Source organism: Marinimicrobium sp. ARAG 43.8 (genome assembly GCF_050113635.1).
In the GTDB taxonomy this organism is placed as follows: Bacteria; Pseudomonadota; Gammaproteobacteria; order Pseudomonadales; family Cellvibrionaceae; genus Marinimicrobium.
Map to the genome: position 1 here is coordinate 43971 of NZ_JBNJLT010000005.1, position 24988 is coordinate 68958.

24 protein-coding genes are annotated in these 24988 nt (G+C 57.9%); 13 read left to right on the top strand and 11 right to left on the bottom strand.

Annotated features, from left to right (window positions below; genetic code table 11):
* The first annotated feature begins 6 nt into the window (after positions 1 to 6).
* The gene (locus ACQCLF_RS10905; protein ID WP_426987161.1) at positions 7 to 927 is read left to right on the top strand and encodes an AAA family ATPase; all 921 of its coding nucleotides are present in this window, start codon (positions 7 to 9) and stop codon (positions 925 to 927) included.
* 8 nt (positions 928 to 935) lie between these two features.
* Here the strand turns inward: ACQCLF_RS10905 and ACQCLF_RS10910 are convergent, their stop codons facing one another.
* Complete coding sequence (locus ACQCLF_RS10910) at positions 936 to 2870, bottom strand: FTR1 family protein (RefSeq protein ID WP_426987163.1); 1935 nt, start codon at positions 2868 to 2870, stop codon at positions 936 to 938.
* A gap of 165 nt (positions 2871 to 3035) precedes the next feature.
* On the opposite strand from ACQCLF_RS10910, the gene ACQCLF_RS10915 reads away from it, so the two are divergent.
* On the top strand, positions 3036 to 4007 hold the full coding sequence (locus ACQCLF_RS10915; protein ID WP_426987165.1) for a DUF58 domain-containing protein: 972 nt from the start codon (positions 3036 to 3038) through the stop codon (positions 4005 to 4007).
* The gene (locus ACQCLF_RS10920; protein WP_426987167.1) at positions 4000 to 6069 is read left to right on the top strand and encodes a transglutaminase TgpA family protein; all 2070 of its coding nucleotides are present in this window, start codon (positions 4000 to 4002) and stop codon (positions 6067 to 6069) included. The genes ACQCLF_RS10915 and ACQCLF_RS10920 overlap by 8 nt, the downstream gene beginning before the upstream one ends.
* Positions 6070 to 6086: 17 nt before the next feature.
* Here ACQCLF_RS10920 and rlmB read toward each other — a convergent pair whose 3' ends face one another.
* From rlmB to ACQCLF_RS10950, 6 genes are all read right to left on the bottom strand, one after another.
* Positions 6087 to 6890: a 23S rRNA (guanosine(2251)-2'-O)-methyltransferase RlmB gene (gene rlmB, locus ACQCLF_RS10925; RefSeq protein WP_426987169.1), complete on the bottom strand. Its 804-nt coding sequence runs from the start codon at positions 6888 to 6890 to the stop codon at positions 6087 to 6089.
* Positions 6891 to 6945: 55 nt separating this feature from the next.
* Positions 6946 to 7728 carry a pyridoxine 5'-phosphate synthase gene (locus ACQCLF_RS10930; RefSeq protein ID WP_426987171.1) on the bottom strand — a complete coding sequence of 261 codons (783 nt, stop codon included), beginning with the start codon at positions 7726 to 7728 and terminating at the stop codon, positions 6946 to 6948.
* A 34-nt stretch (positions 7729 to 7762) separates the two neighbouring features.
* Positions 7763 to 8356, bottom strand: a complete 594-nt coding sequence (locus ACQCLF_RS10935) for a peptidylprolyl isomerase (protein ID WP_426987172.1) — start codon at positions 8354 to 8356, stop codon at positions 7763 to 7765.
* A gap of 47 nt (positions 8357 to 8403) precedes the next feature.
* Entirely contained in the window at positions 8404 to 9093 is a 690-nt protein-coding gene (locus tag ACQCLF_RS10940; RefSeq protein ID WP_426987174.1) for a TIGR04211 family SH3 domain-containing protein, read from the bottom strand.
* Between the two features lie 99 nt (positions 9094 to 9192).
* The gene (locus tag ACQCLF_RS10945; protein WP_426987176.1) at positions 9193 to 9492 is read right to left on the bottom strand and encodes a YciI family protein; all 300 of its coding nucleotides are present in this window, start codon (positions 9490 to 9492) and stop codon (positions 9193 to 9195) included.
* Between the two features lie 33 nt (positions 9493 to 9525).
* Positions 9526 to 10260, bottom strand: a complete 735-nt coding sequence (locus ACQCLF_RS10950; protein ID WP_426987178.1) for a VC0807 family protein — start codon at positions 10258 to 10260, stop codon at positions 9526 to 9528.
* Between the two features lie 127 nt (positions 10261 to 10387).
* Here ACQCLF_RS10950 and ACQCLF_RS10955 point away from each other — a divergent pair, with 127 nt between their 5' ends.
* From ACQCLF_RS10955 to rluB, 5 genes are all read left to right on the top strand, one after another.
* Positions 10388 to 11233, top strand: a complete 846-nt coding sequence (locus ACQCLF_RS10955) for a PHP domain-containing protein (RefSeq protein ID WP_426987180.1) — start codon at positions 10388 to 10390, stop codon at positions 11231 to 11233.
* Positions 11234 to 11362: 129 nt separating this feature from the next.
* A complete protein-coding gene (locus tag ACQCLF_RS10960; RefSeq protein ID WP_426987182.1) occupies positions 11363 to 11986 on the top strand; it encodes an L-threonylcarbamoyladenylate synthase in 624 nt (207 codons plus the stop codon).
* A 70-nt stretch (positions 11987 to 12056) separates the two neighbouring features.
* Positions 12057 to 13091 (top strand): segregation and condensation protein A, encoded by a 1035-nt coding sequence (locus ACQCLF_RS10965; RefSeq protein WP_426987184.1) that lies wholly within the window; start codon positions 12057 to 12059, stop codon positions 13089 to 13091.
* A 51-nt stretch (positions 13092 to 13142) separates the two neighbouring features.
* Complete coding sequence (gene scpB / locus ACQCLF_RS10970) at positions 13143 to 13877, top strand: SMC-Scp complex subunit ScpB (protein WP_426987186.1); 735 nt, start codon at positions 13143 to 13145, stop codon at positions 13875 to 13877.
* Entirely contained in the window at positions 13874 to 14845 is a 972-nt protein-coding gene (gene rluB, locus ACQCLF_RS10975; protein ID WP_426987188.1) for a 23S rRNA pseudouridine(2605) synthase RluB, read from the top strand. Before scpB ends, rluB begins: the two co-directional genes overlap by 4 nt.
* Before the next feature lie 47 nt (positions 14846 to 14892).
* Here the strand turns inward: rluB and ACQCLF_RS10980 are convergent, their stop codons facing one another.
* Together ACQCLF_RS10980 and ACQCLF_RS10985 are read right to left on the bottom strand one after the other, a co-directional pair.
* On the bottom strand, positions 14893 to 16305 hold the full coding sequence (locus tag ACQCLF_RS10980; RefSeq protein WP_426987190.1) for an ATP-binding protein: 1413 nt from the start codon (positions 16303 to 16305) through the stop codon (positions 14893 to 14895).
* A complete protein-coding gene (locus tag ACQCLF_RS10985; RefSeq protein ID WP_426987192.1) occupies positions 16302 to 17021 on the bottom strand; it encodes a response regulator in 720 nt (239 codons plus the stop codon). Before ACQCLF_RS10985 ends, ACQCLF_RS10980 begins: the two co-directional genes overlap by 4 nt.
* A 260-nt stretch (positions 17022 to 17281) precedes the next feature.
* Between ACQCLF_RS10985 and ACQCLF_RS10990 the strand changes: the two genes are divergently transcribed.
* On the top strand, positions 17282 to 17824 hold the full coding sequence (locus tag ACQCLF_RS10990) for a flavodoxin (RefSeq protein WP_426987625.1): 543 nt from the start codon (positions 17282 to 17284) through the stop codon (positions 17822 to 17824).
* A 31-nt stretch (positions 17825 to 17855) separates the two neighbouring features.
* On the opposite strand, the gene cmoB is transcribed toward ACQCLF_RS10990, so the two are convergent.
* Positions 17856 to 18833: a tRNA 5-methoxyuridine(34)/uridine 5-oxyacetic acid(34) synthase CmoB gene (cmoB, locus tag ACQCLF_RS10995; RefSeq protein WP_426987194.1), complete on the bottom strand. Its 978-nt coding sequence runs from the start codon at positions 18831 to 18833 to the stop codon at positions 17856 to 17858.
* Entirely contained in the window at positions 18833 to 19567 is a 735-nt protein-coding gene (gene cmoA, locus ACQCLF_RS11000; protein WP_426987196.1) for a carboxy-S-adenosyl-L-methionine synthase CmoA, read from the bottom strand. Before cmoA ends, cmoB begins: the two co-directional genes overlap by 1 nt.
* 117 nt (positions 19568 to 19684) lie before the next feature.
* Between cmoA and ACQCLF_RS11005 the strand changes: the two genes are divergently transcribed.
* The 4 genes from ACQCLF_RS11005 (at position 19685) to ACQCLF_RS11020 (ending at position 24924) form a co-directional block, all read left to right on the top strand.
* Entirely contained in the window at positions 19685 to 21466 is a 1782-nt protein-coding gene (locus tag ACQCLF_RS11005; protein WP_426987198.1) for a bifunctional diguanylate cyclase/phosphodiesterase, read from the top strand.
* A gap of 185 nt (positions 21467 to 21651) precedes the next feature.
* Positions 21652 to 23295 (top strand): tetratricopeptide repeat protein, encoded by a 1644-nt coding sequence (locus tag ACQCLF_RS11010; RefSeq protein WP_426987200.1) that lies wholly within the window; start codon positions 21652 to 21654, stop codon positions 23293 to 23295.
* Positions 23296 to 23348: 53 nt separating this feature from the next.
* Positions 23349 to 24056, top strand: a complete 708-nt coding sequence (locus ACQCLF_RS11015; RefSeq protein WP_426987202.1) for a sensor histidine kinase — start codon at positions 23349 to 23351, stop codon at positions 24054 to 24056.
* A 25-nt stretch (positions 24057 to 24081) separates the two neighbouring features.
* Entirely contained in the window at positions 24082 to 24924 is an 843-nt protein-coding gene (locus tag ACQCLF_RS11020; RefSeq protein WP_426987204.1) for an FHA domain-containing protein, read from the top strand.
* Positions 24925 to 24988 lie beyond the last annotated feature (64 nt).

Here is a 24988-nt window from a genome sequence, read left to right on the forward strand (position 1 = left end):
GCCGGTATGAGAGATTTTATTCAGACCATTATCGATGAGATTGGTCAGGTGCTACTGGGCAAGGAAGAGCAGATAAAGCTGGCGCTTGCGTGTGTCTTGTCGGATGGGCACCTGTTGATCGAAGACCTGCCGGGGATGGGTAAAACCACACTGGCGCATGCGCTGGCAAAAACCCTCGGCTTGTCCTACCAGCGAGTCCAGTTCACCAGCGACATGTTACCCGCCGATATCATCGGGGTGTCCGTGTATGAACGTGATCCCGGACGCTTTGTGTTTCATCCCGGTCCGGTGTTTACCCAGCTGCTCCTGGCCGACGAGATCAACCGTACCACCCCCAAAACCCAGAGCGCTTTGCTTGAGGCCATGGAAGAGCGACAGGTGACCATTGAGGGGGAAACCCGGAAGCTGGACGACCCCTTCTTTGTCATCGCGACCCAGAATCCCTTATCCCAAATGGGTACTTTTCCTCTGCCGGAATCCCAACTGGACCGCTTCCTGATGCGTATCAGCCTGGGTTATCCGTCGCCGGACGCTGAGCGCCGCCTCTTTCTCGGCGGCGACCCACGGGCGCAACTGGCCCGGCTAAAAGCCCGCCTGAGCCCCGAAAAGCTGCCAGCGATCAAGCGGGCGGCCAAGCAGGTGAAAACGTCCGATAGTTTGATTGATTACTTGCAGAGACTGGTGCAACACACCCGGCACTCACCGGAGTTTGCGTGCGGCTTGTCGCCCCGCGGGGCTCTGGCATTGTTGCGCGTGGCGAAGACCTGGGCCTTCATGCACAACCGCAACTATGTGATTCCCGAAGACTTGCAGGCGCTGGTGCCATCGGTCATCGGGCATCGTGTGACTTCCGCCACCAGCGGCTCGGAAGGGCACGCTCAGACACTGGTGGCCGAATTGCTTAATGCGGTGGATGTCATCGCCTGATTACCCGACTACCTGGCGGCCCGGGCCGCCTGCTGTCGGCCGTAGACCCACAGCACCACGGCTAATACCACCGCTATGGCCTGAGCCACCGCGCCCTGAACCGTTGGGAAGAAACCCAGCCATTCCACGCTTGGCAATGGCAGATAGCGGGCGTTGAGCCAGCCCGCCTCCTGAAGCGCCGCGATGCCCTTGCCGAGAAGAATGATCGACAGAACCAGTAGCACCAGACTGGTGGCCTTGAAAAACACCCCTAAAGGCAGGCGCATTCCCAGGCGGAAAATCAGCACACAGACCACAACCAGGGCGAGTACGGCGGTGAACATGCCGTAGAAGAGGTACGGTGCGGCGGTGGCACCGACCTGACTCCACAGGGCCTGATAGAACAGTATGGTCTCGAACATCTCCCGGTACACGGAAATAAACGAAACGACCGCCAAGGCCCAGCCGGTGCCCCCGTCCAACGCATTGTCCACTTTGCCTTTCAAGTGACTTAACCAGCGCTGGTTTTGACTGTTGCTGTGCATCCAGAAACCGACATAGAAGAGAATGAATGCCGCGGTCAGACCGGCGACACCCTCGGTCAGCTCTCGTGTTGCCCCGCTGAGGGTAATCAGTTGTGAGGCCACATACCACGTGGCCACCCCGGCGATCAGCGCCAGAATCCAGCCACCGTGGATTTGTCGACGGGCGGTGGTGGCGTGGGCTTTACGCGTAAAGGTGAGCAGGGCGGCGACGATCAACAGTGCTTCAAGCCCCTCGCGAAATAAAATAAAGAAGCTGGCTGAGAAGGTAGCGGCCGCACCCAGGCTGTCGCCGTCGAGACGGTTTGCCGCCGCACGCAAGTGGCTTCTGGCCTCGGTAATACGGTCACTGACTTCATCTGCCGAACGCTCGCGTTCAATGGCTTCACGCACGGCCATAAAATGCCGCTCGGTTTCGCGCATCATATCGGCATCCACGGCCGCCAGCTGCTGCTCAATCAATTCAAAGCCATCCAGGTAGGCCGACAGCGCGGCGGTCCGGGCGTCTTTCAGACGACCTTCACGGTAAGCGAGATCCGCCTCGGCCAGGCGGGCCTCGCTGAGTTCGATAAAGCGGTTCTGGCTGAACAGAGCCTCGGGTTGCGTGCGCAGATACCCGACCGCGTCAAACGCCGCTTCGTTGATGTCATCACGAACATCCTCCGGCGCTTTGGCGATCACCGCCTCCAATGGTAGCTGGGTTTTTAATCCCGGCATGGTTTCCAGAGCCTGTCGACCCCGTGTGACCATGTCGGGAGTAACGGCGAGACTCCCGACGTAGAAGGCGAGGCTCCAGCGCTCTTTTTCGCTCAGCGTGTTGTCAAAAGCCGCCATACCGGTGCCGTCCACGCCACCGGTAATTGTGGTGAACAATCCCAGCAGGGAGCGACCGGCATAGCGCTCCAGCTCTTGAAAATTGGTGGGTGCCGGTTCAAGTGTGCCAGATGCCGGGCCGTCGCCTCGGCCTTCCGCTCCATGGCAGGCCGCGCAGTGTGTCTGGTAAAGCGCAGGGGCATTCTTGAGGTCGGGCGCGCTCTGGGGCAGGACCGGAATGCCATAAACCTCAACCAGGGTGCCGCGAATGGCCTGGGCCAGTGACTTGATTCGGGTTCCTGGTGCCTTCTCTGTCACGGCGGCCTGTAATTGGCGGGCTTGTTCCAGTAATAGTTCCCGGCCATCCACCGCTTCCAGCTCGCCGATGCCTTCGTGCAGCAGCCGGGAAAATTCGCTCATTTCGTCATATTCTTCCTGACTGATAATCTCCCCATCCTGAACGGCATTCACGTAATCCGCGCCAATGTATTCCACCAACTGCACCAGGGCGGTTTGTGAACTGGCGTGTACGGAAGCGGGCAGCATCAATGCGAACAACAGGCCGAACAGAACAAAGGCGGTGGGCAGTCGCCGAGAGAAAAGAGCCATGCGATGGGGCCTTACTACAGGAGAAAACAAATTATTCTCATTTATGGTCGCGCTATCGCCCGGGAATGTCAAAGTATTCTTTGGGTTTTGTGTCGGCGCGGCTGGCGCCTGGTGGCGCTCGCGGGTAAGGTATGAGGTTTGTGTGTGCTGCCGCGCCGAGGCCCAATGCGATCATCCACTCTTATTTCCGCCTGGTTTGACCGATGGGCCTCCCGTCGCGCACCGCGAGCCGCAAAAGTGCGCCTGCGTCACCGTGCCATCTACGTCCTGCCAACCTGGCAGGGTGCGGGGTTTCTGGTGGTGATTGCGTTACTCTGGGTTCTCGGCACCAACTACAACAATAATCTGGTGTTGGCGACTGCATTTTTGTTGTTCAGCTTGATGACCGTTTCTATTGTGCCGGCTTTTCGCAATCTGTCCGGTTTGGGGCTTTCAGTGGTGCGCAGTCACGCCGCCTTCGCCGGAGAGCACGTTGAGTTCGAGGTGCTGGTGGAGGCAGCGCCCAGAACCGCTCATGAGGCGTTGCGGTTGTACTGGGATAAGGATTTGCCGTTGACCGTTGATATTCCGACCGGGGGCGAGCATCAGTTGAGGTTGGCGCACCGGGCCCGTTATCGCGGCTGGCTCGTTCCGGGGCGGTTGAGGGTGGACAGCGTCTACCCGCTTGGGTTTTTCCGGGTATGGTCCTGGGTATACCCGCAAGCCGAGGCTCTGATCTACCCGGCGCCCCGGACGGGAGAAACGCCACCGCAGAGTTATGCCAACCCCGAAGAGGGGCAGCGCTTGTCCGACGATAATCAAGAGGAATTTCAGGGGTTTCGCCGTTATCAGGAGGGGGCGCCCCTGGCGCACGTGGCCTGGAAAGTGCTGGCCCGGGAACGCGGTCTGTTTTTGAAGGACTTTCGGGGTTATCAAAGCGAGCAGGTCTGGCTCGACTGGGAGGCTCTGGCAGGGCTGGACCAGGAGAGCCGTCTGAGCCGTCTCTGTTTCTGGGCCGTAGAGTACGGTAAGACTCGCGCCGAGTATGGCCTGCGACTTCCTGGATTGACGTTGCCGCCCGGCCGGGGTGTGGGCCACCAGACGGATGTGTTGCGTGCGCTGGCGCAGTTTGGCTTACCGGGGCGCCAGCATGGCTGAAGCAGAACGAGTTCCTCGCAGCAGCCTGGCGTGGCTGCTGGCCACTCAGGCCGTCATTTTGGTGCCACATTCTACCCATGCGCCCTGGTGGCTTTGGCTGGGCTGGTTGTGGGTCGTTCTGTGGCGGTGGCAAATTTTTCGGGGTGCCTGGAGTTTTCCGACTCTGCCTGTGCGACTGTTGCTGATGAGCGGTTTTGCCGCCGGACTGGTGGCGAGCTACGGCGGACGCCTGGACATGAGTGCGATGATTGGCCTGCTACTGGCCGGTTTCATTCTGAAACTCCTTGAGCTGCGCCGCAAACGAGATCTGTTGGTCACCATCTACCTGGGATATTTTGTAGCCGCTACGCAGTTTCTATTCCACTCCGGCCCGCTGGGTGCCCTGTACGGCCTGATATCGCTGGCGTGTTTGACGGCCACGCTGGCGGCCGCTCACCAGTCTGAGCGCAGGAATGGCTGGGCAACGGGAGCACGGCGCGCCGTGCCGCTGTTGCTGCAGGCGATTCCCTTGATGCTGGTCTTGTTTCTGCTGGTCCCTCGCACGGGCGCGCTGTGGTCTGTCCCTGATGATGAGCGAGCTGGTGTGACCGGCTTGAGTGATTCCATGTCGCCGGGTGATGTCAGTACGCTGGCCCAATCCAATGCCCTGGCATTCCGGGTGACCTTTGAAAGCCCGGCACCACCGCCGACTGACCGTTACTGGCGGGGGCTGGTGTTCTCCGAGTTTGATGGTCGTCGTTGGCAACCGGGCTATTGGCAGGAAGATGCCAGGGCGTTGATGTGGCGTGAGGAGGAGGCGCAAACCTGGCAGAGCAGCGCATTGAAGCTTCAAAGTGAGCCCCTTCGTTATGAGGTGATGCTTGAACCGACGCGCCAGCCCTGGCTGTTTGCGCTCGGTGCACCGGTTCAGTGGCAAACAGAGGCAGGTCTGTCGGAGGATCTGCGTTTACAGCGTAGAGAGCCAGTGATGCGACGAGTGTCCTATGAGGTCACCTCGGTGACAGATTACCGGTTCAAGCCGAATGCACTGACTGAGCTTGAGCGGCGCCGTGAGTTACAGTTGCCCGATCACGGTAATCCCCGCACCCGAGAGACAGCCCGGCGTTGGGCGGAAGAATCCGCCTCGGCGCAAACGTTGATTCAGCGACTGATGGGGTTCTACCGCGAGCGGTTTCGCTACACGCTACGCCCTGGAACCCTCGGCGAGCACAGTGTGGATGAGTTTTTATGGCAGACCCAAGCCGGTTTTTGCGAGCATTTTGCCAGCAGTACAGTCTTTTTTCTGCGAGCCGCTGGCATCCCGGCCCGCGTAGTGGTCGGCTATCTCGGGGCAACCCAGAGCCCGGTCGAGGATTACTGGACAGTACGCCAACGGGACGCGCATGCCTGGGCTGAAGTCTGGCTCGAAGGGCAGGGCTGGGTCCGGCTGGATCCCACCGAAGCCGTGGCTCCCGAGCGTATCGAGCAGGGCCTGGATCTGTCACTGGACACGGCCGATGCGGAGTTGCTGGATCGGGGGCTGGGTCGCAACTTGCCGTTCGTGGCGCAGCTTCAGTTGCGCTGGGAAGCCATGAATTACCAGTGGCATCGCTGGGTACTGAGTTATGACCGCAGCGCGCAACGTCACTTTCTTCAAGAATGGCTGGGCGGTCTGCAGTTGTGGCGGATTGCGGCCGTTATCCTGGTTAGTGGGGCGCTGTTCGTGGGCGTTTTGTTGCTTTTCATGTTCTGGCGCACTCGAGCAACCTATCGCTACCCGGCGGATCGTCAGCTCGCGCGCCTGGATCGTAAGCTGGCAAAGGCGGGGTGGGAGCGTGAACGGGGGGAAACCCTGTCGGCCATGGCGCGCCGTGTGAGTCCGGAGGAACCAGCCCTGTCAGTGTCGTTGGCGCACATTGCCGCTCTTTACGATTACCTCAGTTATGGGGAAGCCAGTCAGAGTTCCGCTGGCACGGCTCTCGCTCGTAACGCTCAGGCATCGCTTCGTTCGGCGATTGCTCAGTTACGAGTGCCTCTGCGTTCTTCGCCTGTTTCCAGTGCAGCGCACCAAGGCTCCGCATAAAAACTGTGCGTCTGCGACTATAAATTTCCCCGAAAAGCAATCAGCGCGGCAGTCACCGCGACATTCAGCGATTCCACACCATTGTGCATTGGAATATACACACTCGCGTTGCATTGATCGGCGACCGCTCGCGATACGCCTTCGGACTCATTTCCCAACACGTAAACAGAGCGCCGGTTGGAGGCGAGTTGCTGGAGCGAGGTGGTTGAGTGGGAGGATAAACCGCAGACAGTGGCGTTTAGCTCGCGAAGCGTGGACAACGCTTCAGGCAGGTTATCGCAACGCACAATCGGCGCGCGAAACACCGTGCCCGCACTGGCTTTAATAACCAGAGAGTCTATTTGTGCGCCGCCTTTGCGGGGCAGTAATATACCATCGAGTCCGCCCGCACAGGCTGAACGGATAATCATCCCCAGGTTTTGTGGATTGGTAATTCGGTCCAAGGCAAGCAACCGAAAAGACGCCGGGGGCGAGCGCAGGAACTGTTCCAGAGTTTGATACCCCTGGCACTGCAAATCCGCCGCAACGCCCTGGTCTTGTTTGCCGTTTTTTGAAATGCGGGACAGACTTTTGCGGTCGTGGTACTGAATCTCGGCCCCTTGCTGTCGAGCAATCGCAATGATCTCATCCAGCACTTTTGCCGGTTTATTGCTCTCCGCCAGGTGCAGGCGAAACAGACGGGCGGCCGGGTTTTGTAGCGCTTCTCTGACGGGGTTGCGACCATAGACGGTGAGCAGTGTGTCGAAAAATCGCTTTTTCTCCCGATAGTGCTCCGAGTCCGTTTGGCTGGGGGCGCGGGGGTTTGAATCGTTGTGGGTCATAAACAGTCGGAAACCGAGTGAAGGGCAGGGCGGGTGCACGACGTGCAGCGCCGCATTATACGGATGGGTGGCTGCCGTGTCGGCAAATCTCCAGATAGGCACGCACCGCAGCAGGCAGCCCCATCCGCAACGCGTCCACTGTCAGAGCATGACCAATGGAGACCTCATCAATACCGGGAATGTGCAGGAACGCTTCCAGATTGTCGAGGTTGAGATCGTGACCGGCGTTCACGCCTAGTCCAATGTCCCGGGCGTGAGCAGCGGCGCAGCGGTATTGCTCCAGTAGCGCGGCTAACTCTGAGTTATGGGCCTTGTGCGCTTCCGCGTAGGGACCGGTGTAGAGCTCAATGCGGTCAGCGCCCACCGAGGCGGCCAGATCAATTTGCCGAATGTCAGGGTCCATAAACAGGCTGACGCGACAGCCCAATTCGTGCAATTCATCAATGATCGGGCGCAACGCTTCACCGCTGCGGGTAAGATCGAAACCGTGATCCGACGTCAACTGCTCGTTGCTGTCCGGCACCAGCGTGCATTGGTCGGGTCGGGTCTCCCGAACCAGCGCCATAAACCCGGGGTAGTCGCCGAGGGCATCGGCGTTCGGATTGCCCTCGATATTGAACTCGATCCCCTTTAGCGGCCGCACCAGGTCGGCCAGTGCGCGAACGTCACTCGGGCGAATGTGGCGCTGATCGGGGCGCGGGTGTACGGTCAGACCGTCGGCACCGGCATCGAGGCACATCTGCCCATGAGCCACCACGTCGGGAAAATTGCCTTCGCGGGAGTTGCGAATCAGCGCGATCTTGTTCAGGTTGACGCTCAGTTTTGTGGTTTTGCTCATGGGGCCTGCTTCTCTTGTTGCGGCGGTCGCGGCGTCAGTGGGCGTCGGTTGACTCATCCGTTACGCGCTGGGCGGTCAGTACGCGAATCGGCGTATTGGGGGCATTAGGGTACTGTTCGTAGTTGCCCTGCGGTGCCTCCACAATCGTAATGATCGTCTCGTAACCATCAATCACCCGCCCGAAAACGGTATAGCCGGGCTGCTCCTCGGTGCCATCAAGGCTGCCGTTGTGACTCAGGTTGATGTAAAACTGAGACGTGGCACTGTCCGGTTCGCTGAATCGCGCCATGGCCAGTGTCATCGGTGTGTTGCTCAATCCGTTATCAGACTCGTTCGCCACCGGGTCGCGGGTTTCCTTTCGTGTGAAATCGTAAGTCAGTCCTCCGCCTTGCACCACGAAACCCGGGATGACACGGTGGAAAATGGTGCCGTTGTAAAATCCTTCATCCACATACTGCAAAAAATTGGCAACGGTCTGAGGGGCTGCCTGCGCAAACAGCTCCAGCAAAATGTCCCCCTCATCGGTGGTGAGCTTGACCACCGGGCGGTCGCCTTCATCGGCGGCCAGTACAGATGGGACCGCACTGGCGGTCAGACAGAAAAGCAGGGCAACAGTGGCTTTTATCACGCCATTCTCCTCAAGGCCGTGTGTTATCGCGAGCGACTATTTTTATCTTATCGCCATTCTGATTGCCGGCGGCGTTTGCCGATGGCCTGCAAGATCAGCGAGAGAATCACGCCCATGATCAGAATGCCGCCGCCGAATATCCAGTCCTGGTAGCGCCGGTCTTTTTTCAGGCGCTCATTATCAGCTTGAATGACATCGTAGCGCGTTTGCAGCATCTGGTAGTTTTCGCTGAGCTCCTGGTGTTGCTCATGCAGGCTGACCGCATCGCTCGAAAGAGACTCCAGTTCCTCGTGTTCGGCCTGCAAGTCATCGTAGCGCGTTTGCAGTTCGGCCAGGCTTTGCGCCAGTTCTTCGGAGCGCGCTTCAGCGGTGTCCACCCGATCCACCAGAGCCTGCCGCTCGCCGGAGACGTTGGCCGCGCGCCGTTGGGCCGCCTCCAGACGCAATGAGGCGGTGGGCTCGCTCATCAGAAACTGGCTGCGCACCCAGCCCTCTTCGCCTCCCGGGGTGCGTACGAGGCTCCAGTCCTCACCATCATCGCTTTGATCTTCCCGCACTAATTCCAGGGCGGTGCCACTGGGCAGGCCTCGATGCACGATTCGGTATTGGTTTCCCATGCCGCTGCGCAAAGGCACGTATAGCACGTCCGACACGTAGCGGTCCTGTGCGCTGGCGGTGACGCTCAGCATGGGCATGGACAGGACGATGAGGCAGAGACTGATCAGAAACTTGTTCACGCGGTTACCTGTTGTCGCTGAAATAATGGATGTAAACCACCAATTGTACGCCAATTGGAGCGTTGGCCCAGTGGTCTGGGCCACAAAATCGAGAGCGCTTTAGGGGAGTACTCGCTTGAAAGGTTTAACTTGCACCTGAGCGTACACGCCGGCGGCCACATACGGATCGTCATCGGCCCAGCGTTGCGCCTCGTCGAGAGAGGCGAACTCGGCCACCACCAGGCTGCCAGTGAAACCGGCCGCACCGGGATCCTGGGCATCGGTGGCCGGGTGTGGACCCGCCAGCAGCAGTCGGCCCTGATCTTTCAGCGCGTTCAGGCGTGCGAGATGATCCGCACGCGCGCCCTTGCGCTTTTCCAGGCTATTGGGAACATCTTCACTCATAATGGCGTAAAACATGAAAGCGGTCTCCAGTTGGGTTCTGGCTTCAGTTTAATTCGGGCTGCCGTCGTTGATGACATCTTCCAGCGTTAATTGAGTCAGGTGACGAATGCGACGGAACAGATAAAACAGCGCCAGCATCATCACCAGCATGGCCGGGACGGCAATCACGGGAAAGCTCAGTGCGGTCATTTTGCCCAGCTCTTCGTTAAAGGCCACAGTACCCGGAGGGCTTTGCAGAATGACCTTGGCCAGAATGTAATTGAGCAGGGAAGACAGGAAAAAAGAGCCGGCAATCAAATAGGACGCCGTTTGCAGCGTTTTTTCAAAGGCGAGCTCGTTGTCGTGCTCGCGCAGCGCGCTGGAGACTTTATCGACTTTGAGAACCTTGTCGTTATACAGGAAGGTGCGTACCAGCGGATAACGGGTTTTCAGCGAAACGAGCGTGGCAATCCCGATCAGTCCAGGAATGGCTGCCTCCTTGATCGCGATATATTGAGGATCCAGTTCCAGCAGGCTGATGCCACCGGTTAACAGGATGCTGAAAAAACCCAGGGCGGAGAACACGTTGAACTGGCGGCGAACCAGAAAATCCCGGGCCCCGTAGATCAGCGGGAAGGCCAGGGCGACCACAATGCCCCATTTAATGCCCAGGTGCTCTTCGCCGCTGAACTTGGTGAGAATGAGGGTGGGGACCACAATATTGAGCAGGAGGTTGGCCAGCAGGCTCTCCCGTTTGGGGTTGGGGCCCACCTGTGTGGACTTGTCACTCACGCTGTCGGTCATCGGGACCTCAAATGGCTGGTTGTCGGAACGTTAATTTGCACACAAAGTCGTTGGTATGTCGGCCTGCGCGATGGCTCCGGAGCCAGCAGACGTGCCATAATGTCCTTATTTGCTGCGGGAGCCGCGCTTGTACGATTTACACAGCCACAGTGACTGCTCGGACGGTATTTTAAGCCCTGAGGCGTTAATGTCGAGGGCTCGCGCCCAAGGAGTGTCCACTCTCGCCCTGACCGACCACGATACACTGGATGGGCTCGAACGTGCTCATCGTGCCGCGCAGGCCGAAGGTGTGACACTCATACCCGGCATAGAGTTCTCCAGTCAGTGGGGGCGGGGCGGGGTGCATATTGTTGGCTTGTCGCTGGATACCGCTCACCCGGCCTTGCTCGCGGCGGTGGCCCGTCAGCGTCAGGCTCGCGAGGAGCGTGCCCTGGCCATCGCCGAGCGCCTGGAAAAACTGGGCATTCCCCATGCGCTGGAGGGCGCTCGTCAGGTGGCTGCTGGCGGTCAAATCGGTCGTCCGCATTTTGCCCGCTTTCTGGTGGAGCAGGGCGTTGTGCGGGATATGGGCGCGGCCTTCAAAAAATTTCTGGGTGCTGGCAAGCCCGCCGATGTAAAGTTTGCGTGGCCCGATATGACGACCGTGATTGAGTGGATTCACGGTGCCGGTGGTCTGGCAGTGCTTGCGCATCCCAAGAAATACCCGCTCACGCGCACTAAAATGTGCGCGTTAATCCATGATTTCGCCGAAGCGGGCGGGGATGCGTTAGAAGTGATCAGCGGCCAGCAGCCAGCGGGCCAGGCTGATGATTTGGCCCGCATCGCCCAACAAACCGGGTTGGCAGCTTCCTGTGGCAGTGATTTTCACCGCCCGGAGGCACCCTGGCAGGAACTGGGCAATTTCGGACCACTGCCTGGCGGATGTACGCCGGTGTGGGAGCTGGCGGGCTTCCCGGCACCCAGGTCGCCCTGAAATATCTTTTACGCGGTTCCGGTTACGCATCGGATTGGAACCGATCGGTCAATGGAACCGACCGGTCAATGACCATGAATCGATGCTGTTATCCTTCACTTCCCAATCAGTCAGAGCGTTCGTTCACTTATGGCCCAATATTTTCAGATACACCCGGAAAACCCTCAGGATCGCCTGGTCCGGCAGGCGGTGGATATCATCCGCAGTGGCGGTATTATTGCGTACCCCACGGACTCCGCCTATGCGCTGGCCTGTCATATCGGCGACAAAATGGCCCTTGATCGCATCCGCTTGATGCGCAAGCTGGATAAGCACCACAACTTTACGCTGATGTGCCGTGATCTGTCGGAACTGGCTACCTATGCGCGCGTGGACAATCAGGCGTTTCGGTTGCTGAAAAACCATACGCCCGGCCCTTTTACCTTTATTTTACCGGGCACGTCGGAGGTGCCGAGGCGATTGATGCACCCCAAGCGTAAGACCATTGGATTGCGCGTGCCCGATAACCGCATTGCCCTGGCATTGATGGAAGCGCTGGGAGAGCCCTTGATGAGCAGTTCTCTGTTATTACCGGGGGACGACCTGCCGCTGAGCGATCCGGAGGATATTCGAGATCGCCTGGAACATCAGGTTGAACTGGTCATCGACGGCGGCAATTGCGGCCTTGAACCCACCACTGTGGTGGATTTGACGGGGCCGGTCCCGGAAGTCATCCGGCAGGGTAAAGGAGACGCCTCCGCTTTTATCCCTTAAGTATCGCTGGTGTGAAGCCTGACCGACGATTGATTACGGCGAGTAGGCCCGGGGTGGCGAAATCGTTATAATGCCCCGCACCCATGGTGGAACCTTTGGTTTTGCCCCGGTTTTCATTGATCCCGATCTGGTTCGGGCGAGAGGCTTGATGAGTTCATCCGCAGAGAATACGGCTGAAGAGAAGGCGCCAGACGATAAAAAGGCGGAGGCGTCGGGTTCTCAGGAATCCGGTCAGCCGGTTGACGCCGTCGCAGGGTCCAGCCCCGAATCCGAAGCACAGGTGGGTGACACGCTGAGCCAGGCGCCCGGTGATGCGCGCCCCAGCCAGGGCGAGATGCCGTTCGCTGTGGTACAAGGTAAAGCGTACACCGAGCTTCCCAAGGACCTCTATATTCCGCCGGATGCGCTGGAGGTGTTTCTCGAGGCCTTCGAGGGGCCACTGGATTTACTGCTGTATCTGATTCGCCGCCAGAACCTGGATATTCTCGATATCGATGTGTCGGAAATTACCCGGCAGTATATGGCCTATGTCGAGCTGATGGACAAGGCCCATTTCGAGCTGGCCGCCGAGTATCTGGTGATGGCCGCTATGCTGGCCGAAATCAAGTCCCGGATGCTGCTGCCTCGCTCCCAGGAGGAGGAAGAGGACGAAGAGGATCCGCGCGCGGCGCTCATTCGTCGTCTGCAGGAATACGAGCGCTTCAAGGAAGCTGCCGAAGATCTGGACGAATTGCCGCGGTTGGGCCGGGAGGTGTTTCAGGCCAATGCCGAGGCACCGGACCGCAACTTAACCCGGCCGGAGCCCGAGGTAGAGTTAAAAGAAATTCTACTGGCGTTATCCGAAGTGCTGCGTCGGGCGGATATGTTTGAAAGCCACCATGTGGAAAAGGAAAAGTTATCCACCCGAGAGCGCATGGCTCAGGTGCTGGACAAACTCTCGCATAACCAGTTTATGCCCTTTGTGACGCTGTTTCGGGTGGAGGAAGGGCGCTTGGGTGTGGTGGTGACTTTCCTCGCCGTGATGGAACTGATCAAGGAATCGCTGGTGGAAATTGTTCAGAGTGAGGCGTTCGGTCCTATCCACGTCAAGGCCCGGGTACAGTGATGCCAGGCCAAGAAGATTCCGTTGAACCCAATCGTTGAAGCTAGTAGACCCATGGAATTGACCCAACTGCGCAATATTATCGAAGGCGCTTTACTGGCCGCCGGCCAACCGCTGAGCATCGCGCGTCTGAAAAGCCTTTTTGACGAAGAAGATGCTCCTGATACCGACGCCTTCAAGGCCGCTCTGGACGCCATTGCCGAGAGTTGTGAAGGGCGGGGTTTCGAATTGAAAGAGGTCGGTTCTGGCTGGCGGCTGCAAGTACGCGCCGACGTGGCTCCCTGGATTAATCGTCTTTGGGAAGAAAAGCCACAGAAGTATTCACGGGCCTTGCTGGAAACACTGGCGCTGGTGGCCTATCGACAACCCATTACCCGGGGTGATATCGAAGAAATCCGGGGTGTGGCGGTGAGTTCGCACATTATCAAAACACTGTCCGAGCGCGAGTGGGTCAAGGTGGTAGGGCATCGCGATGTTCCGGGCAGGCCCGCGTTATACGCGACGACACGGCAGTTTCTCGACTATTTTAACCTGAAAAGCCTGGACGAATTGCCCTCGCTGGGCGAGATCCGCGATTTGAACGAACTCAATGCAGCGTTGGATCTCGACGGCGAATCGTCCGAGGACGATTCGGCGGCTACTAGCGAGGACGACGGCACAACGACTGTGGACAGCGCTGAGACGGAAATCGACCCCCCGTCCGAACAGCATGCCGAGCGCCACTCTTCTTCCGAGTCCGACGAGCGCGACCCGGCCCCTAATTCAGAGACAGACCCTTCCGCTCTATGAGTAAATCCAAACGACCCGCTCCGCCTGTCGGAGCCAAAGGTACCGCCCGTCCTCAAGCGCGCTCAGGCTCTGCGAAGCCGGAGCGCTCCAAAAGCGTCGAGCAAAATGCCTCCGATGAAAAGCTGCAAAAAGTACTAGCCCGGTCCGGCCTCGGATCGCGCCGTGAAATGGAGCGTGCGATCGAAGCCGGAGACGTCCGCGTCAATGACCGGGTGGCCCACCTGGGGGATCGAGTGACGCCAGATGATGCCATTTGGTATCGCGGCGAGCCGGTGACGGTTCGTTCGGCAGTGACTCGTCAACGGGTGATTCTGTATAACAAGCCGGAGGGTGAAATTTGCTCCCGCCAGGATCCAGAAGGGCGTCGCACGGTGTTTGAAAACCTGCCGGCCCTGAAAGGCGAGCGGTGGATATCCGTTGGTCGCCTCGACTACAACACCAGCGGGCTTTTACTGTTTACGAACGATGGTGAACTGGCGAATAAGCTGATGCATCCCTCCTCCGTGATTGATCGGGAGTACCTGGTGCGTATTCAGGGTGCGGTGGATGAGGAGATGAAACGGCAACTGGTTGAAGGCGTGTTGCTGGAGGACGGCGTTGCTCGATTCACCGATATTGTGGAAGGTGCCGGAGAAGGCCGGAACCGCTGGTTTTACTGTGTGGTCATGGAAGGCCGAAACCGGGAGGTGCGTCGCCTGTGGGAATCCCAGGGCGTGAAAGTCAGCCGGTTGAAGCGAGTGCGTTACGGCAATATTTTCATTCCGTCCCACGTGCGAGTGGGGCAGTGGATTGAGTTGAACGATAAGGAAATTCGAGATCTGATGCTAACGGCAGGGCTTGAGCGTCCGAAGGTGGAGCGTTTAAAGCCCGAGGAAAAGCGTCGTCTGGAACGGCAGGAGAAGCGCTTGCGAGCGGGGGCTACCCGTCGGGCCAGCAACCCACATCCGAAGAAGCCGCCTCGCAAATGATCTTGCTTGAAAGTGACGTTAATCGCACTTGCTTAAAGGCGGTTGTGTTATTTGTCGTTGGCGGCGGGCAGGCACACCTTGACGCACAGTCCGCCTTCGCTCAGGTTTTCCGCTGATATTTCACCCTGATGCAGGGCCACACTGCGCTGTGCGATAGCCAATCCCAAACCGTATCCGCCGCTCTCGCGATTGCGGTCTTCGTCAGTGCGGTAGAAGGGCTGAAAGATATCGGTCAGACTTTCCTCCGGTACCCCGGGCCCCTGGTCACACAAACGGACACAGTATTGCGGTTTCTCATGTTTGTGTGGCGCCAGAAAGTCGAGAGTCATGGTGACATTGGAGGCATCGCGCGTGTAATGCAGGGCATTACGCAGGATGTTTTCAAACACACCCACCAGCATGTTCCCATGCGTGGGAACCAGCGCTTCTTCAAGCTCAGTGTCCAGTGTCAGGGTGATGCCGCGACGCTCGCACTCCGCACTGTAATTATCCATCAGGGTTTCAAGCAACGCGCGTAAATCCAGCGTGTCGGTCAACTCCCAGCCGCCGTTATCGTGTACGGGTAAAGCCAGGATGTCCGAAATGACATCGCCCAGATAGTCCGCGGCTTTCTTAATGCGATCCAGCTCCTTGTCGACGGTGCCGTCGCTGCGTTGCTGCGCAATCCCTAGAGCGACCTGCAGTCGCGCAAGGGGAGAACGAAGCTCGTGGGAGACGTCTTTCACCAGACGTTTTTGTTCGAGCATGGCTTTTTCCAGGCGCTCGGTCATGTGGTCGAAGTCCCGGCCCAGCGCCGCGATTTCATCGCGGCTTCCGCAAAACTGGGGACTGACCCGGACGCTTAGGTCGCCATTGGCAATTTGCTTGGTGGCTTTTTGTAGAGTGGAAATGTTGCGTGAAAAATGCCGAGCCGGAAAGTAGCAGGCGATGCCACAAATCAAAATGGATACCAGCAATAAAGGCCAGATGTTGACAATGAACAACTGCCACATAATGTCGGCTTCTGACGGGTCGTCTTGCGTGGAAGATACCGTAATTACTTTTACCCGTCGGCCGTCGTTCAGTGACATGTAACGACCGTAAATTTTCTGATGACCGTCTATGTGCCGGTCATAGGGTTTAATGCCGGTCAGTTTGGGCAGCAGTTCTTGTACGCCACTGGGCAGTGGTCTGCCCAACAGGTCTTCACCGCTTTCATCCACGATATAGAAATACCGGGTGGACCAGCTGGGCATGGCTTTCATGTCACCGATTAATTCGTCGGTGTTGCGGTTTATCGCCGATCCCACCATCTGGAACAGCAGCCGGCGGGCGGGGGCGTAGTCCTGGTCGTAGCGGTGCTTATGAAGTTTGGGCTCGGGGGTCAGGTCAAACCAGTGCACCACCATATTGGTGGCCACGATAATCAGCGCGGTAATAATCCAGAAGGTAAAAAAAACCTTGAGATAGAGCCGGGTCATGCGGAGTTTTCACCGTCCTCGGGCGCATCGTTGAGCGTCAGCATATAACCGGCGCCGCGAACGTTGATGATCATTTCCCGGTTGGCGCCGGCCGCCGTCAGTTTCTTGCGAATATTGCTGACGTGTACGTCGATGCTGCGATCGTAGGGCGTCAACTTGCGATTCAGTGCCTGCTCGGTCAGTTCATCTTTACTGATGACCTGGCCGGCCTTACGTACCAGCAGCTCCAGTACGGAGAACTCGGTGCCGGTCAGGGGAACGTCGTTGTCGTGCCAGTGGGCCCCACGGCTGCCCAGGTGCAGACGCAAATCCTCGACTTGCAGGGTTTCGGTCGTCCCCTGCACCTGGGCGCTATGGGTGGCCCGACGCAGGACGGCGCGCAGCCGGGCAACCAGCTCCCGCGGGTCGCACGGTTTGGGAAGGTAGTCGTCCGCACCGATCTCAAGCCCCACGACCCGATCAATCGTGTCGCCTTTGGCGGTCAGCATCAGTACTGGCGTGGTGTAGTGCTGTCGGACCTCTTTGAGCACATCAAAACCACTGCGCTTGGGCAGCATGACGTCCAGCACAATCGCCGAGTAGGGGCGAGCGTGAATACAGTTCAAGGCATACTCGCCATCGTGAGCCATATCCACATCGAAGCCTTCAGCGGTCAGGTACTCGTTCAGTAATTGACACAGCTCCCTGTCGTCGTCGATTAATAGCAGTTTCACCATGGGGTCGGCAGTCGTCGCGCGGTCTCATTTAACCGGTTAGTATGAATAGTGTCTAGTGTGCTACAGGCGCCGCCTTCTGTCATGGCGTGGATCAAAGTTTAACCTTTTTTAACACCGTTTGACTGCCCTGATTTGCTTTCCTGGCGTGCCCTTCAGCCCGGTAGCTCGTATTGGGTTGCGTGCGAGCCCGACTTGTCTGCGTGGACAGGAACTGGGAGAATTCATCTCCTTTGGCGATACTGACCCTGACCGAGGTAGACGTGGCAACAATTGGCTTGTTTTTTGGCAGTGATGAAGGCAATACCGAGCGTGTGGCTTATCAGATTCAGCAATGTCTGGGAGAGGACCGTGTGGCAGTGATGGATATTGCGGATGCCACCCAGCTCGACCTGATGAGCTACGACTATCTGATTTTCGGCATTCCTACCTGGGATTTCGGGCAGATCCAGTCGGACTGGGAAGAGTTCTGGGGTGACGTTTCCGAGGTGGATTTCCAGGGCAAGTCCGTGGCGCTCTATGGGCTTGGGGATCAATTCGGTTACGGCGATTATTTCCTGGACGCTATGGGTATGTTGCACGATGTGATCGTCGCATCGGGTGCCCGGATTGTGGGGCACTGGCCCACCGAAGGTTACGATTTTGATGCGTCAAAGGCGGAGCTGCCTGGAAAGAACTGCTTTGTGGGGTTGGCGCTGGACGAAGACCAGCAGGAAGCGCAGACGCCTGAGCGCCTTAACCACTGGTGCCAGCAAATCCTTGAAGAATGGGAGCTGGAAGGGTCCATCAATCCGCTCTCAGAGTGAGGCGCTTCCCCTGGGGGCTTCTTGACCGCTCTCAGGGGGACTCGGCCACAAAAACGGCTCGCACCGGCGCTGGGTGTCCCTCGGCGGTACGCTCACTGTTTTCCGGATCCAGAAAGTCGGCGAGAGAATGAAAGCGCATCCAATGGGTGGAGCGCTGCTCTTGCGTGGTGGTGCGGGCCATATCGACCAGGCGGGGTTCGCAAAATCCGGTTTTGCGCAGCCAACTCAACAGGGTTGGGGCGCTCGGCAGAAACCAGACATTGTTCATTTTTGCGTAACGGCCTTCCGGCACCAGCACCTCGCCCAATTCTCCATCGATGACCAGCGTTTCCAGCACCAGTTGCCCGCCCGGGCGCATAGTTTCCTTAAGTTCTCGCAAGTGATCCATCGGCGAACGACGGTGGTAGAGCACTCCCATGGAGAAAACCGTGTCGAACGCACCGAGCCGGGGGGGAAGGGCCTCAATACCCAGAGGCAGAACATCGATCGGGTGCGCACCGCCGAGTAACTGCTTAATCATATGAAACTGCACCACAAAGCGGGGGGAGGGGTCGATACCGATCACTCGTTCCGCTCCGGCTCCAAGCATCCTCCAGCCGTGATAACCGTTGCCGCACCCCACATCCAGGACCCAGCGATGGCGCAGAGGTGCCAGGTGCGGCAACACGCGATCCCATTTCCAGTCGGATCGCCATTCGGTGTCGAGATGAATGCCGTGGATGGAATAGGGGCCTTTACGCCAGGGAATCATCGCCTCCAGGGCGTCGCGCAGCTGTGCGTGGGTTTCCGCATCGGTATCGCTTGCCTCCCCCACGCTCACTGAGTCGGCCAGTTCAATTCGGCCTGGGGGAAGGTTTGGGAGACGCTCCAGAGCCTTCATCCACTCTGGTAGATCGCCATAGCGGCGGCTGTCCAGGCCAGCGGCGATTTGCTCGGGCAACGGGTTGGCCCAGTCCGAGAGGGAAGGGTGCTCGCGCAGTGCGGTAAGAAGCTCTTGGTATTCAAACATTATTTAATGGCGATCATGGAAGCAAAATTAAAACACTGGAACCAAACGTCAACGCTGCTGAAGCCGGCGTCGCGGAGCCTTTGGCGGTGTTCGCCCAGGGTTTCGGGAATTAACACCTGCTCCAAAGATGAGCGCTTTTGAGCGATTTCGAGATCGCTGTAACCGTTGGCGCGCTTGAAGTTGTGGTGCAGCTCGATCATCAGCTCATTATGCAGGGGATCATCAAAGGCCACCTTTTCGGAGAGGATCAGGATGCCGCCAGGTTGTAAGCCATCGGCGATCCGGGTGAGTACCTGACGGCGATCTTGCACGGGAATAAACTGCAGGGTGAAATTGAGCACCACCATGGACGCATTGCCCACGACCACCTTTTGCAAGGTATCGCACACCAGTTCCACGGTTGGCTCTGCGGTGTCCACCGCCAGTATCTGCTGACAACGTTCGATCATGGCCGGAGAGCTGTCCACAGCGACAATGTGGCAGTTGTCGGCACGAATTCGGTGACGCATGGCTAACGTGGCGGCGCCCAGCGAACAGCCCAGATCGTAGCACCGACTGTTTGGTGTGGCATAGCGTTCGGCCAGATCACCAATCATATTAATGATGGTGGTGTAGCCCGGAACAGAGCGCTTAATCATATCCGGAAAGACCTCCACCACAGACTGGTCGAAGGCGAAACGACGGACCTCCTCCAGAGGGTTGGCGTAAAGGCGGTCAGGGCGGGGCTCAGTCATGGTGATCCGGTATCTGGGACAGTGGCAAATGATGGCGCGAATTGTACCGGGACAGCCAGAGAATTGGCAGAGGGTGCCTGTCACACCGTTGTCACGACAGGATCTCACAATGTTGGAATGAACGCCAATCTACCCGTATCCTCTGGCTCGGTTACCGCCATGCCGATTATCTCTCCTTCGGAGGCGTTGCAGCGTTTAATTGACGAGCGCCGCTTGACCCCCTTGTTTCAACCCATCGTTGCTTTGGACTCCGGGCGTATTCTCGGGTATGAAGCCTTGATACGCGGCCCCGAACATTCCGGGCTGCACAGCCCAGCCGCGTTGTTTGATGCCGCCCGCAGCGGTCGGCAGCTGGCCGCTCTTGAATACGCCTGTCGCGAAGTGTCATGCCGCCAGTTTATGGCCCTGGAGCTACCGGGCAAGCTGTTTCTGAACACCAGCCCGTTGAGCTTCACCGACAGAGGGTACCGTCACGGCGTGACCCGGGAAATACTGGCCAGTGTCGGCCTGGCGCCCGAGCGGGTAGTGTTCGAACTGACCGAGCGGCAGCCACTCGATGAGTTTGGTGCGCTGCGTGCTGCGTCGGATCACTTTCGTCACCAGGGCTTCGGCGTGGCGTTGGATGATCTGGGTGCGGGGTATGCAGGCCTGAGAGTGTGGAGTGAGCTCAGCCCGGATTATGTGAAAATCGACCGCCATTTTATCAGCGGTATCGACAGCGACCCGGTCAAACGCGAGTTTGTGCGCGCGATGCTGGATATCGCTCACCGCATTGGTAACCGGGTTATTGCCGAGGGTATCGAACGGGAGTCGGAGCTGCGTACTCTGGCGTCCCTCGGGGTGGATTATGTCCAGGGTTTTCTCCTGGCACGCCCCAGCGCGCAGCCGCCGAGGCAGCTGACAATTACCCAGTGGACCGGAGATTTTCGAACGCGGTACCACGACAGCTTTCATCAAACGGTGGGAGAAATTGCTCAGTTCTCGGATACCGTTGAACCGATGGAAGCCACCCTGAAAGTCGTGGAGCGTTTTCGGGCGAACCCCTTGTTGACCTGCCTGCCCGTGGTGGATGGGGACCAGCCCGTGGGAATGGTGAGTCGAAACGAACTGTTGAATATTTTCTCTCACCGGTACTCCTATGAATTACACGCCAGCAAGCCGGTCGGCACGTTCATTTGCAAACGCAGCATCATGGTGGATGTGAGCTGCGAGCTGAAAGAAGCCGGGCAAATGGTGACCGAGGATCCACAGCAGAACCTCAGCGTGGATTTGCTGGTTTCCCGGGATGGCTGCTATGTCGGCGTCGTGCGTATTGGCCGACTGTTGCGTTGCATTACGGAAGAAAAGCTGCGTCTGGCTCGCCACAGTAACCCGTTGACTCAATTGCCGGGCAATGTGCCGTTGTATGAGTGGATCGATCACCTGCTGCAAGAGGGCGCTGACTTCACGGTGGCCTACTGTGACATCAATCAGTTCAAACCATTTAATGACGCGTTTGGTTATGGACTCGGCGATGATGTGATTCTCTTGCTGGGCTCTTTATTGAGTCGTTGTATTGATGAGCAACTGGACTTTATCGGGCATGTCGGGGGGGATGACTTTGTGGTGGTGTTCCGCAGCGGGAACTGGCGCCAGCGGTGCGAGCAATTATTAGCGGCTTTTACCGAAGCCGCTCGTGCCTTGCTCCCCGCCAGCGGAGACTCTTACTGGACACAGGATCGCCATGGTTGCCGTCGTCGATTTGGACCGCTGACCTTGTCCATCGGCTGCGTGAGTCCAGACCCGGCCCACTGCAAAACGCATCACCAGGTTGCGCAATTATTGGCGGATGCCAAACACAGTGCCAAAGCCGAAGGGGGCAACTCGTTGTTCGAGTCTCGACGGCGCAGGCCTGAATGAGAGTCTGAATGAGAACCCCGTGCGGTCTGTTCAGATCGCTAACTGGCTATCGCCGAGCCATTCAAACTCTGCTATATTTCAGGGAATATAGCGCCACTCATCGATTCCATCCTGGAAACTCGTTGATTCTACTTTGAAAGCATACCGGTTCAAGCGGATTGGCTGGGAGAGAGGAGACGCCCAGTATGGCTTACACTGCCTATAACAAGTTGCGCGCCCTGATTGTGGATGACTTTGACAGCTTTCGAATGACTGTCAGTAAAATGTTGCAATCCATGGGTGTGGCGAGCATCGATACGGCCAGCAACGGTGCTGAAGCACTCCGTTTGTCACGCGCGAAGCCGTACGACCTCGTGTTGTGTGACCACAATCTTGGAGAGGGAAAAACCGGCCAGCAGGTTCTGGAAGACCTGCGTTACCACAATATCCTCGACCAGATGTCGGTCTTCATTCTCATATCCGCCGAGTCGAGTCGAAGCATCGTAATGGCCGCTTACGACTATGAACCGGATGAATACCTGACCAAACCGGTCACAACAAGATCCTTGCAGCGCCGACTGGATCGGCTGATGGCTCGTCGTGACAAACTGTCGCCGATCTACCGGGCCATTAACGGCGGCCAGATAGATGTGGCGATAGCGTTGTGTGAAAAGGAAATTCGTGAGGAGGGCCGCTTTGCGCCACTGGCCCAGAAAATTCTCGGTCAGGTGTATCTCGATAATGGCAACCTTGATGAGGCCGAAGCACTTTTTTTACGCGTGCTGGAGCTGCGCTCGCTGGATTGGGCCATGCTCGGGATGGCCAGCGTCAAGCGTGCCCGTGGGGATCTGTCCGGCGCGCGACAATGGCTGGAAGAAACGTGCCAGGAGCACCCGCTGTACATGAAAGCCTATGATCTCCAGGCGGAAATCTGTCGTGAGCAGGGCGCGCGCGATCGCCTCCAAAGCGTCTTGGAGAATGCCGTTGACGTCTCTCCGCTGGCGATTCAGCGACAGCAACAATTAGCGCACATCGCGTTGGCGAATCAGGACTTATCCACGGCCGCGCAAGCTTATCGTAAAGCGGTGCGCCTCGGTGAAAACTCGGTGTTTGATGCGGCTGAGGTCCATCTGAATTTCGTGCGCACGACAGCGAGTCTGTTTCAGGAGGATCGGATACTGGCCAAACAGCTGGCGCGCGACGCGATGAAGGCGCTGGGCGATTACGAACAACGCTTCGGAAAGGCGGCGGAACAGCGCGTGGAAACCCGGCTCGTGGAGGCACAGATCTCGGCGGGCCTGGGCGATCAACGCAAGGCACAGCAATTATTGAATGAAGCTCAGACGGTGCTTTCTGATGAAGGCGTGGTGTTGGGCCTGGAAGCGTCACTGGAACTGGCCAAAACCTACCGGGCGCTCGGTCAACTGGATGAAGCGAAAGAGTTACTCGGTGAAGTAGTAACGCGCTACGGAAGTGAACAGAGCCAGCTGGAAAAGGTGGATCGTTTCCTGGAAGAGCCGGTCAGTCAACGTCATCGGCACTGGGTCTCTGAGATTAATCAGCGCGGTATCCAGCACTATGAACAACGGCAGTATCAGGACGCGATCCGGTGTTTTGAAACGGCGTTGAGAAAATTTCCCCGACATATCGGTATGCGCTTGAATCTCGCCCAGGCGTTGCTTGATAAGATGGAGGCTGAAGGGCCGGCTGAAACGGAGGCGCAACTGTTGGATGAAACATTGACCTTTGTGGCAGACATCATATTGCCTAACCACGAACAGTTCCGCCGCTTCCGTCAATTACAGGACTTACAGAAACATTGCGAGCGCCGTCTGAAAGCCGGTGTTTGAAAACCGTTATTTCAAAACCACTGAGCAAAGCACCCGTCAACCGGAGGGCTGAAATGGAAAAACCGCTGTTGGAAGAGCCGGACGAGGCACTGGATTTTAGCTTTGTCCTGGCCTCCAGTGTGCACGACATGAAAAACTCCCTGGGTATGCTGCTGCATACGTTGGAAACCATGCTGGTCGAGAATCCACCGGAGAATGACGCCCAGCGCAAAACCTTTTCCGTGTTGGGGTATGAGGCTTCGCGGATCAACAGCGAGCTGGTGCAATTATTGTCACTTTACCGGATGCAGGAGAAAAGCCTGCGCGTGCAAGTGGACGAGCATTTCGTGCTGGATACACTGGAAGACCAGATCGATCGCAACGATGTACTGTTTCAGGCCAGAGGACTGGCGGTCGACGTGTTGTGCGATCCGGGCCTGAACTGGTTTTACGACAACGAGCTGGTGGGCGGGGTCATCAATAACGTCCTGGTTAACGGGGCCCGTTATTCACGGGAGCGCTTGCAGGTGCGGGCCACTGTGGAACAGGGTACACTGCATATCGCGATCGCTGATGATGGCGAGGGCTATCCCCAATCAATGCTGAATGCACCGCTTGAGAAAAATGCTGGCGTGTCTTTCTCCAGGGGGAGCACTAATCTCGGACTGTTGTTTGCCAGAAAAGTGGCGGCTTTGCATCGTGCCGAGAATCGAAGCGGACGTATCCACTTGGCTAACGGGGGCCCGCTCGGCGGGGGTGTCCTGACGTTAATACTGCCGTAATAATGAAAACAACCCATAATCGTCTATGTTAAAACTTCGAGTGCGCGCCAATCCTCACCAGGCGGTCTGGCTGGTGGAGCCAGGCGTTAAAATAGGGCGTCGTGTGGCCAATGATTTGATTCTCGACCACCCGGACATCGCTGACCTTCACTGTGTGATCGCTGTTCGCGACGAGCGGCTGTTGCTGAAACGGCGCTCTGCAGAGCATGTGGTGACCGTTAATGGCAAGTCCATCGTCGATCGTTGCCTGTTGAGCGAGGGCGATGTCATTGCGGTGGGAACCATTGAGATGGAAGTCATTGACCCCAAAAAAGAGCGTGGCACGTCATCGCCGTCGCCCTCGACCGTGACGCAATGGCAGCTGAAAGCTAACACCTCTGCGCTCGGGGACCGAGTCTTCCCGTTAGGGCAAACTACGGTAGTGGGACGCTCAGCAGAGTGTGACATCCAGCTGGCGGAGGCGCATCTGTCCCGTCGGCATGCGCAGTTGCAGGTGTTGAATGGCCTTTTGTACGTTAAAGATCTGGATTCCTCCAACGGAACTTACCTCAACGGCCGACGGGTGAGCGAAGCGCGCGTGCGTCGTGGAGACGAGTTGCGCTTCGATACGCTCGCGTTCGGGGTATTGGGTCCCGTCGATGATCTCAATAAAACGACCGTTCGAGTGATGCCGCTGGCCGAGGCAAGCCCTCCGACAAAAGCCGCGCCGCATCGCGAAGGCGTGTCGCGGCGTGTGCCACCCGTCGCTGAGCCCGTAACGCCTGTGACGGAGGCCCTGGTCCCGCGCTCGCGCCACTGGAGCACCGGACTCGGTGTGGCCGGTGCACTGATCGTCCTTGCGGTGCTTGGCTGGTGGCTAATGGCCTAAGGATTTCCAGCGTTAGGGATTGAGGCAGAAAACGGTTAAAGTTTATTCAAAAGCGGCCGATAGC

Coding starts and splice junctions, on each gene's coding strand:
- ACQCLF_RS11005 (WP_426987198.1), top strand. CDS start 19,685: ATGAACGCCAATCTACCCGTATCCTCTGGCTCGGTTACCGCCATGCCG.
- ACQCLF_RS10980 (WP_426987190.1), bottom strand. CDS start 16,305: ATGACCCGGCTCTATCTCAAGGTTTTTTTTACCTTCTGGATTATTACC.
- scpB (WP_426987186.1), top strand. CDS start 13,143: ATGGAATTGACCCAACTGCGCAATATTATCGAAGGCGCTTTACTGGCC.
- ACQCLF_RS10930 (WP_426987171.1), bottom strand. CDS start 7,728: ATGAGCAAAACCACAAAACTGAGCGTCAACCTGAACAAGATCGCGCTG.
- ACQCLF_RS11015 (WP_426987202.1), top strand. CDS start 23,349: ATGGAAAAACCGCTGTTGGAAGAGCCGGACGAGGCACTGGATTTTAGC.
- ACQCLF_RS11020 (WP_426987204.1), top strand. CDS start 24,082: ATGTTAAAACTTCGAGTGCGCGCCAATCCTCACCAGGCGGTCTGGCTG.
- ACQCLF_RS10915 (WP_426987165.1), top strand. CDS start 3,036: ATGCGATCATCCACTCTTATTTCCGCCTGGTTTGACCGATGGGCCTCC.
- ACQCLF_RS10965 (WP_426987184.1), top strand. CDS start 12,057: ATGCCCCGCACCCATGGTGGAACCTTTGGTTTTGCCCCGGTTTTCATT.
- ACQCLF_RS10920 (WP_426987167.1), top strand. CDS start 4,000: ATGGCTGAAGCAGAACGAGTTCCTCGCAGCAGCCTGGCGTGGCTGCTG.
- ACQCLF_RS10960 (WP_426987182.1), top strand. CDS start 11,363: ATGGCCCAATATTTTCAGATACACCCGGAAAACCCTCAGGATCGCCTG.
- ACQCLF_RS10910 (WP_426987163.1), bottom strand. CDS start 2,870: ATGGCTCTTTTCTCTCGGCGACTGCCCACCGCCTTTGTTCTGTTCGGC.
- ACQCLF_RS10985 (WP_426987192.1), bottom strand. CDS start 17,021: ATGGTGAAACTGCTATTAATCGACGACGACAGGGAGCTGTGTCAATTA.
- rluB (WP_426987188.1), top strand. CDS start 13,874: ATGAGTAAATCCAAACGACCCGCTCCGCCTGTCGGAGCCAAAGGTACC.
- rlmB (WP_426987169.1), bottom strand. CDS start 6,890: ATGACCCACAACGATTCAAACCCCCGCGCCCCCAGCCAAACGGACTCG.
- cmoA (WP_426987196.1), bottom strand. CDS start 19,567: ATGACTGAGCCCCGCCCTGACCGCCTTTACGCCAACCCTCTGGAGGAG.
- ACQCLF_RS11010 (WP_426987200.1), top strand. CDS start 21,652: ATGGCTTACACTGCCTATAACAAGTTGCGCGCCCTGATTGTGGATGAC.
- cmoB (WP_426987194.1), bottom strand. CDS start 18,833: ATGTTTGAATACCAAGAGCTTCTTACCGCACTGCGCGAGCACCCTTCC.
- ACQCLF_RS10905 (WP_426987161.1), top strand. CDS start 7: ATGAGAGATTTTATTCAGACCATTATCGATGAGATTGGTCAGGTGCTA.
- ACQCLF_RS10950 (WP_426987178.1), bottom strand. CDS start 10,260: ATGACCGACAGCGTGAGTGACAAGTCCACACAGGTGGGCCCCAACCCC.
- ACQCLF_RS10945 (WP_426987176.1), bottom strand. CDS start 9,492: ATGTTTTACGCCATTATGAGTGAAGATGTTCCCAATAGCCTGGAAAAG.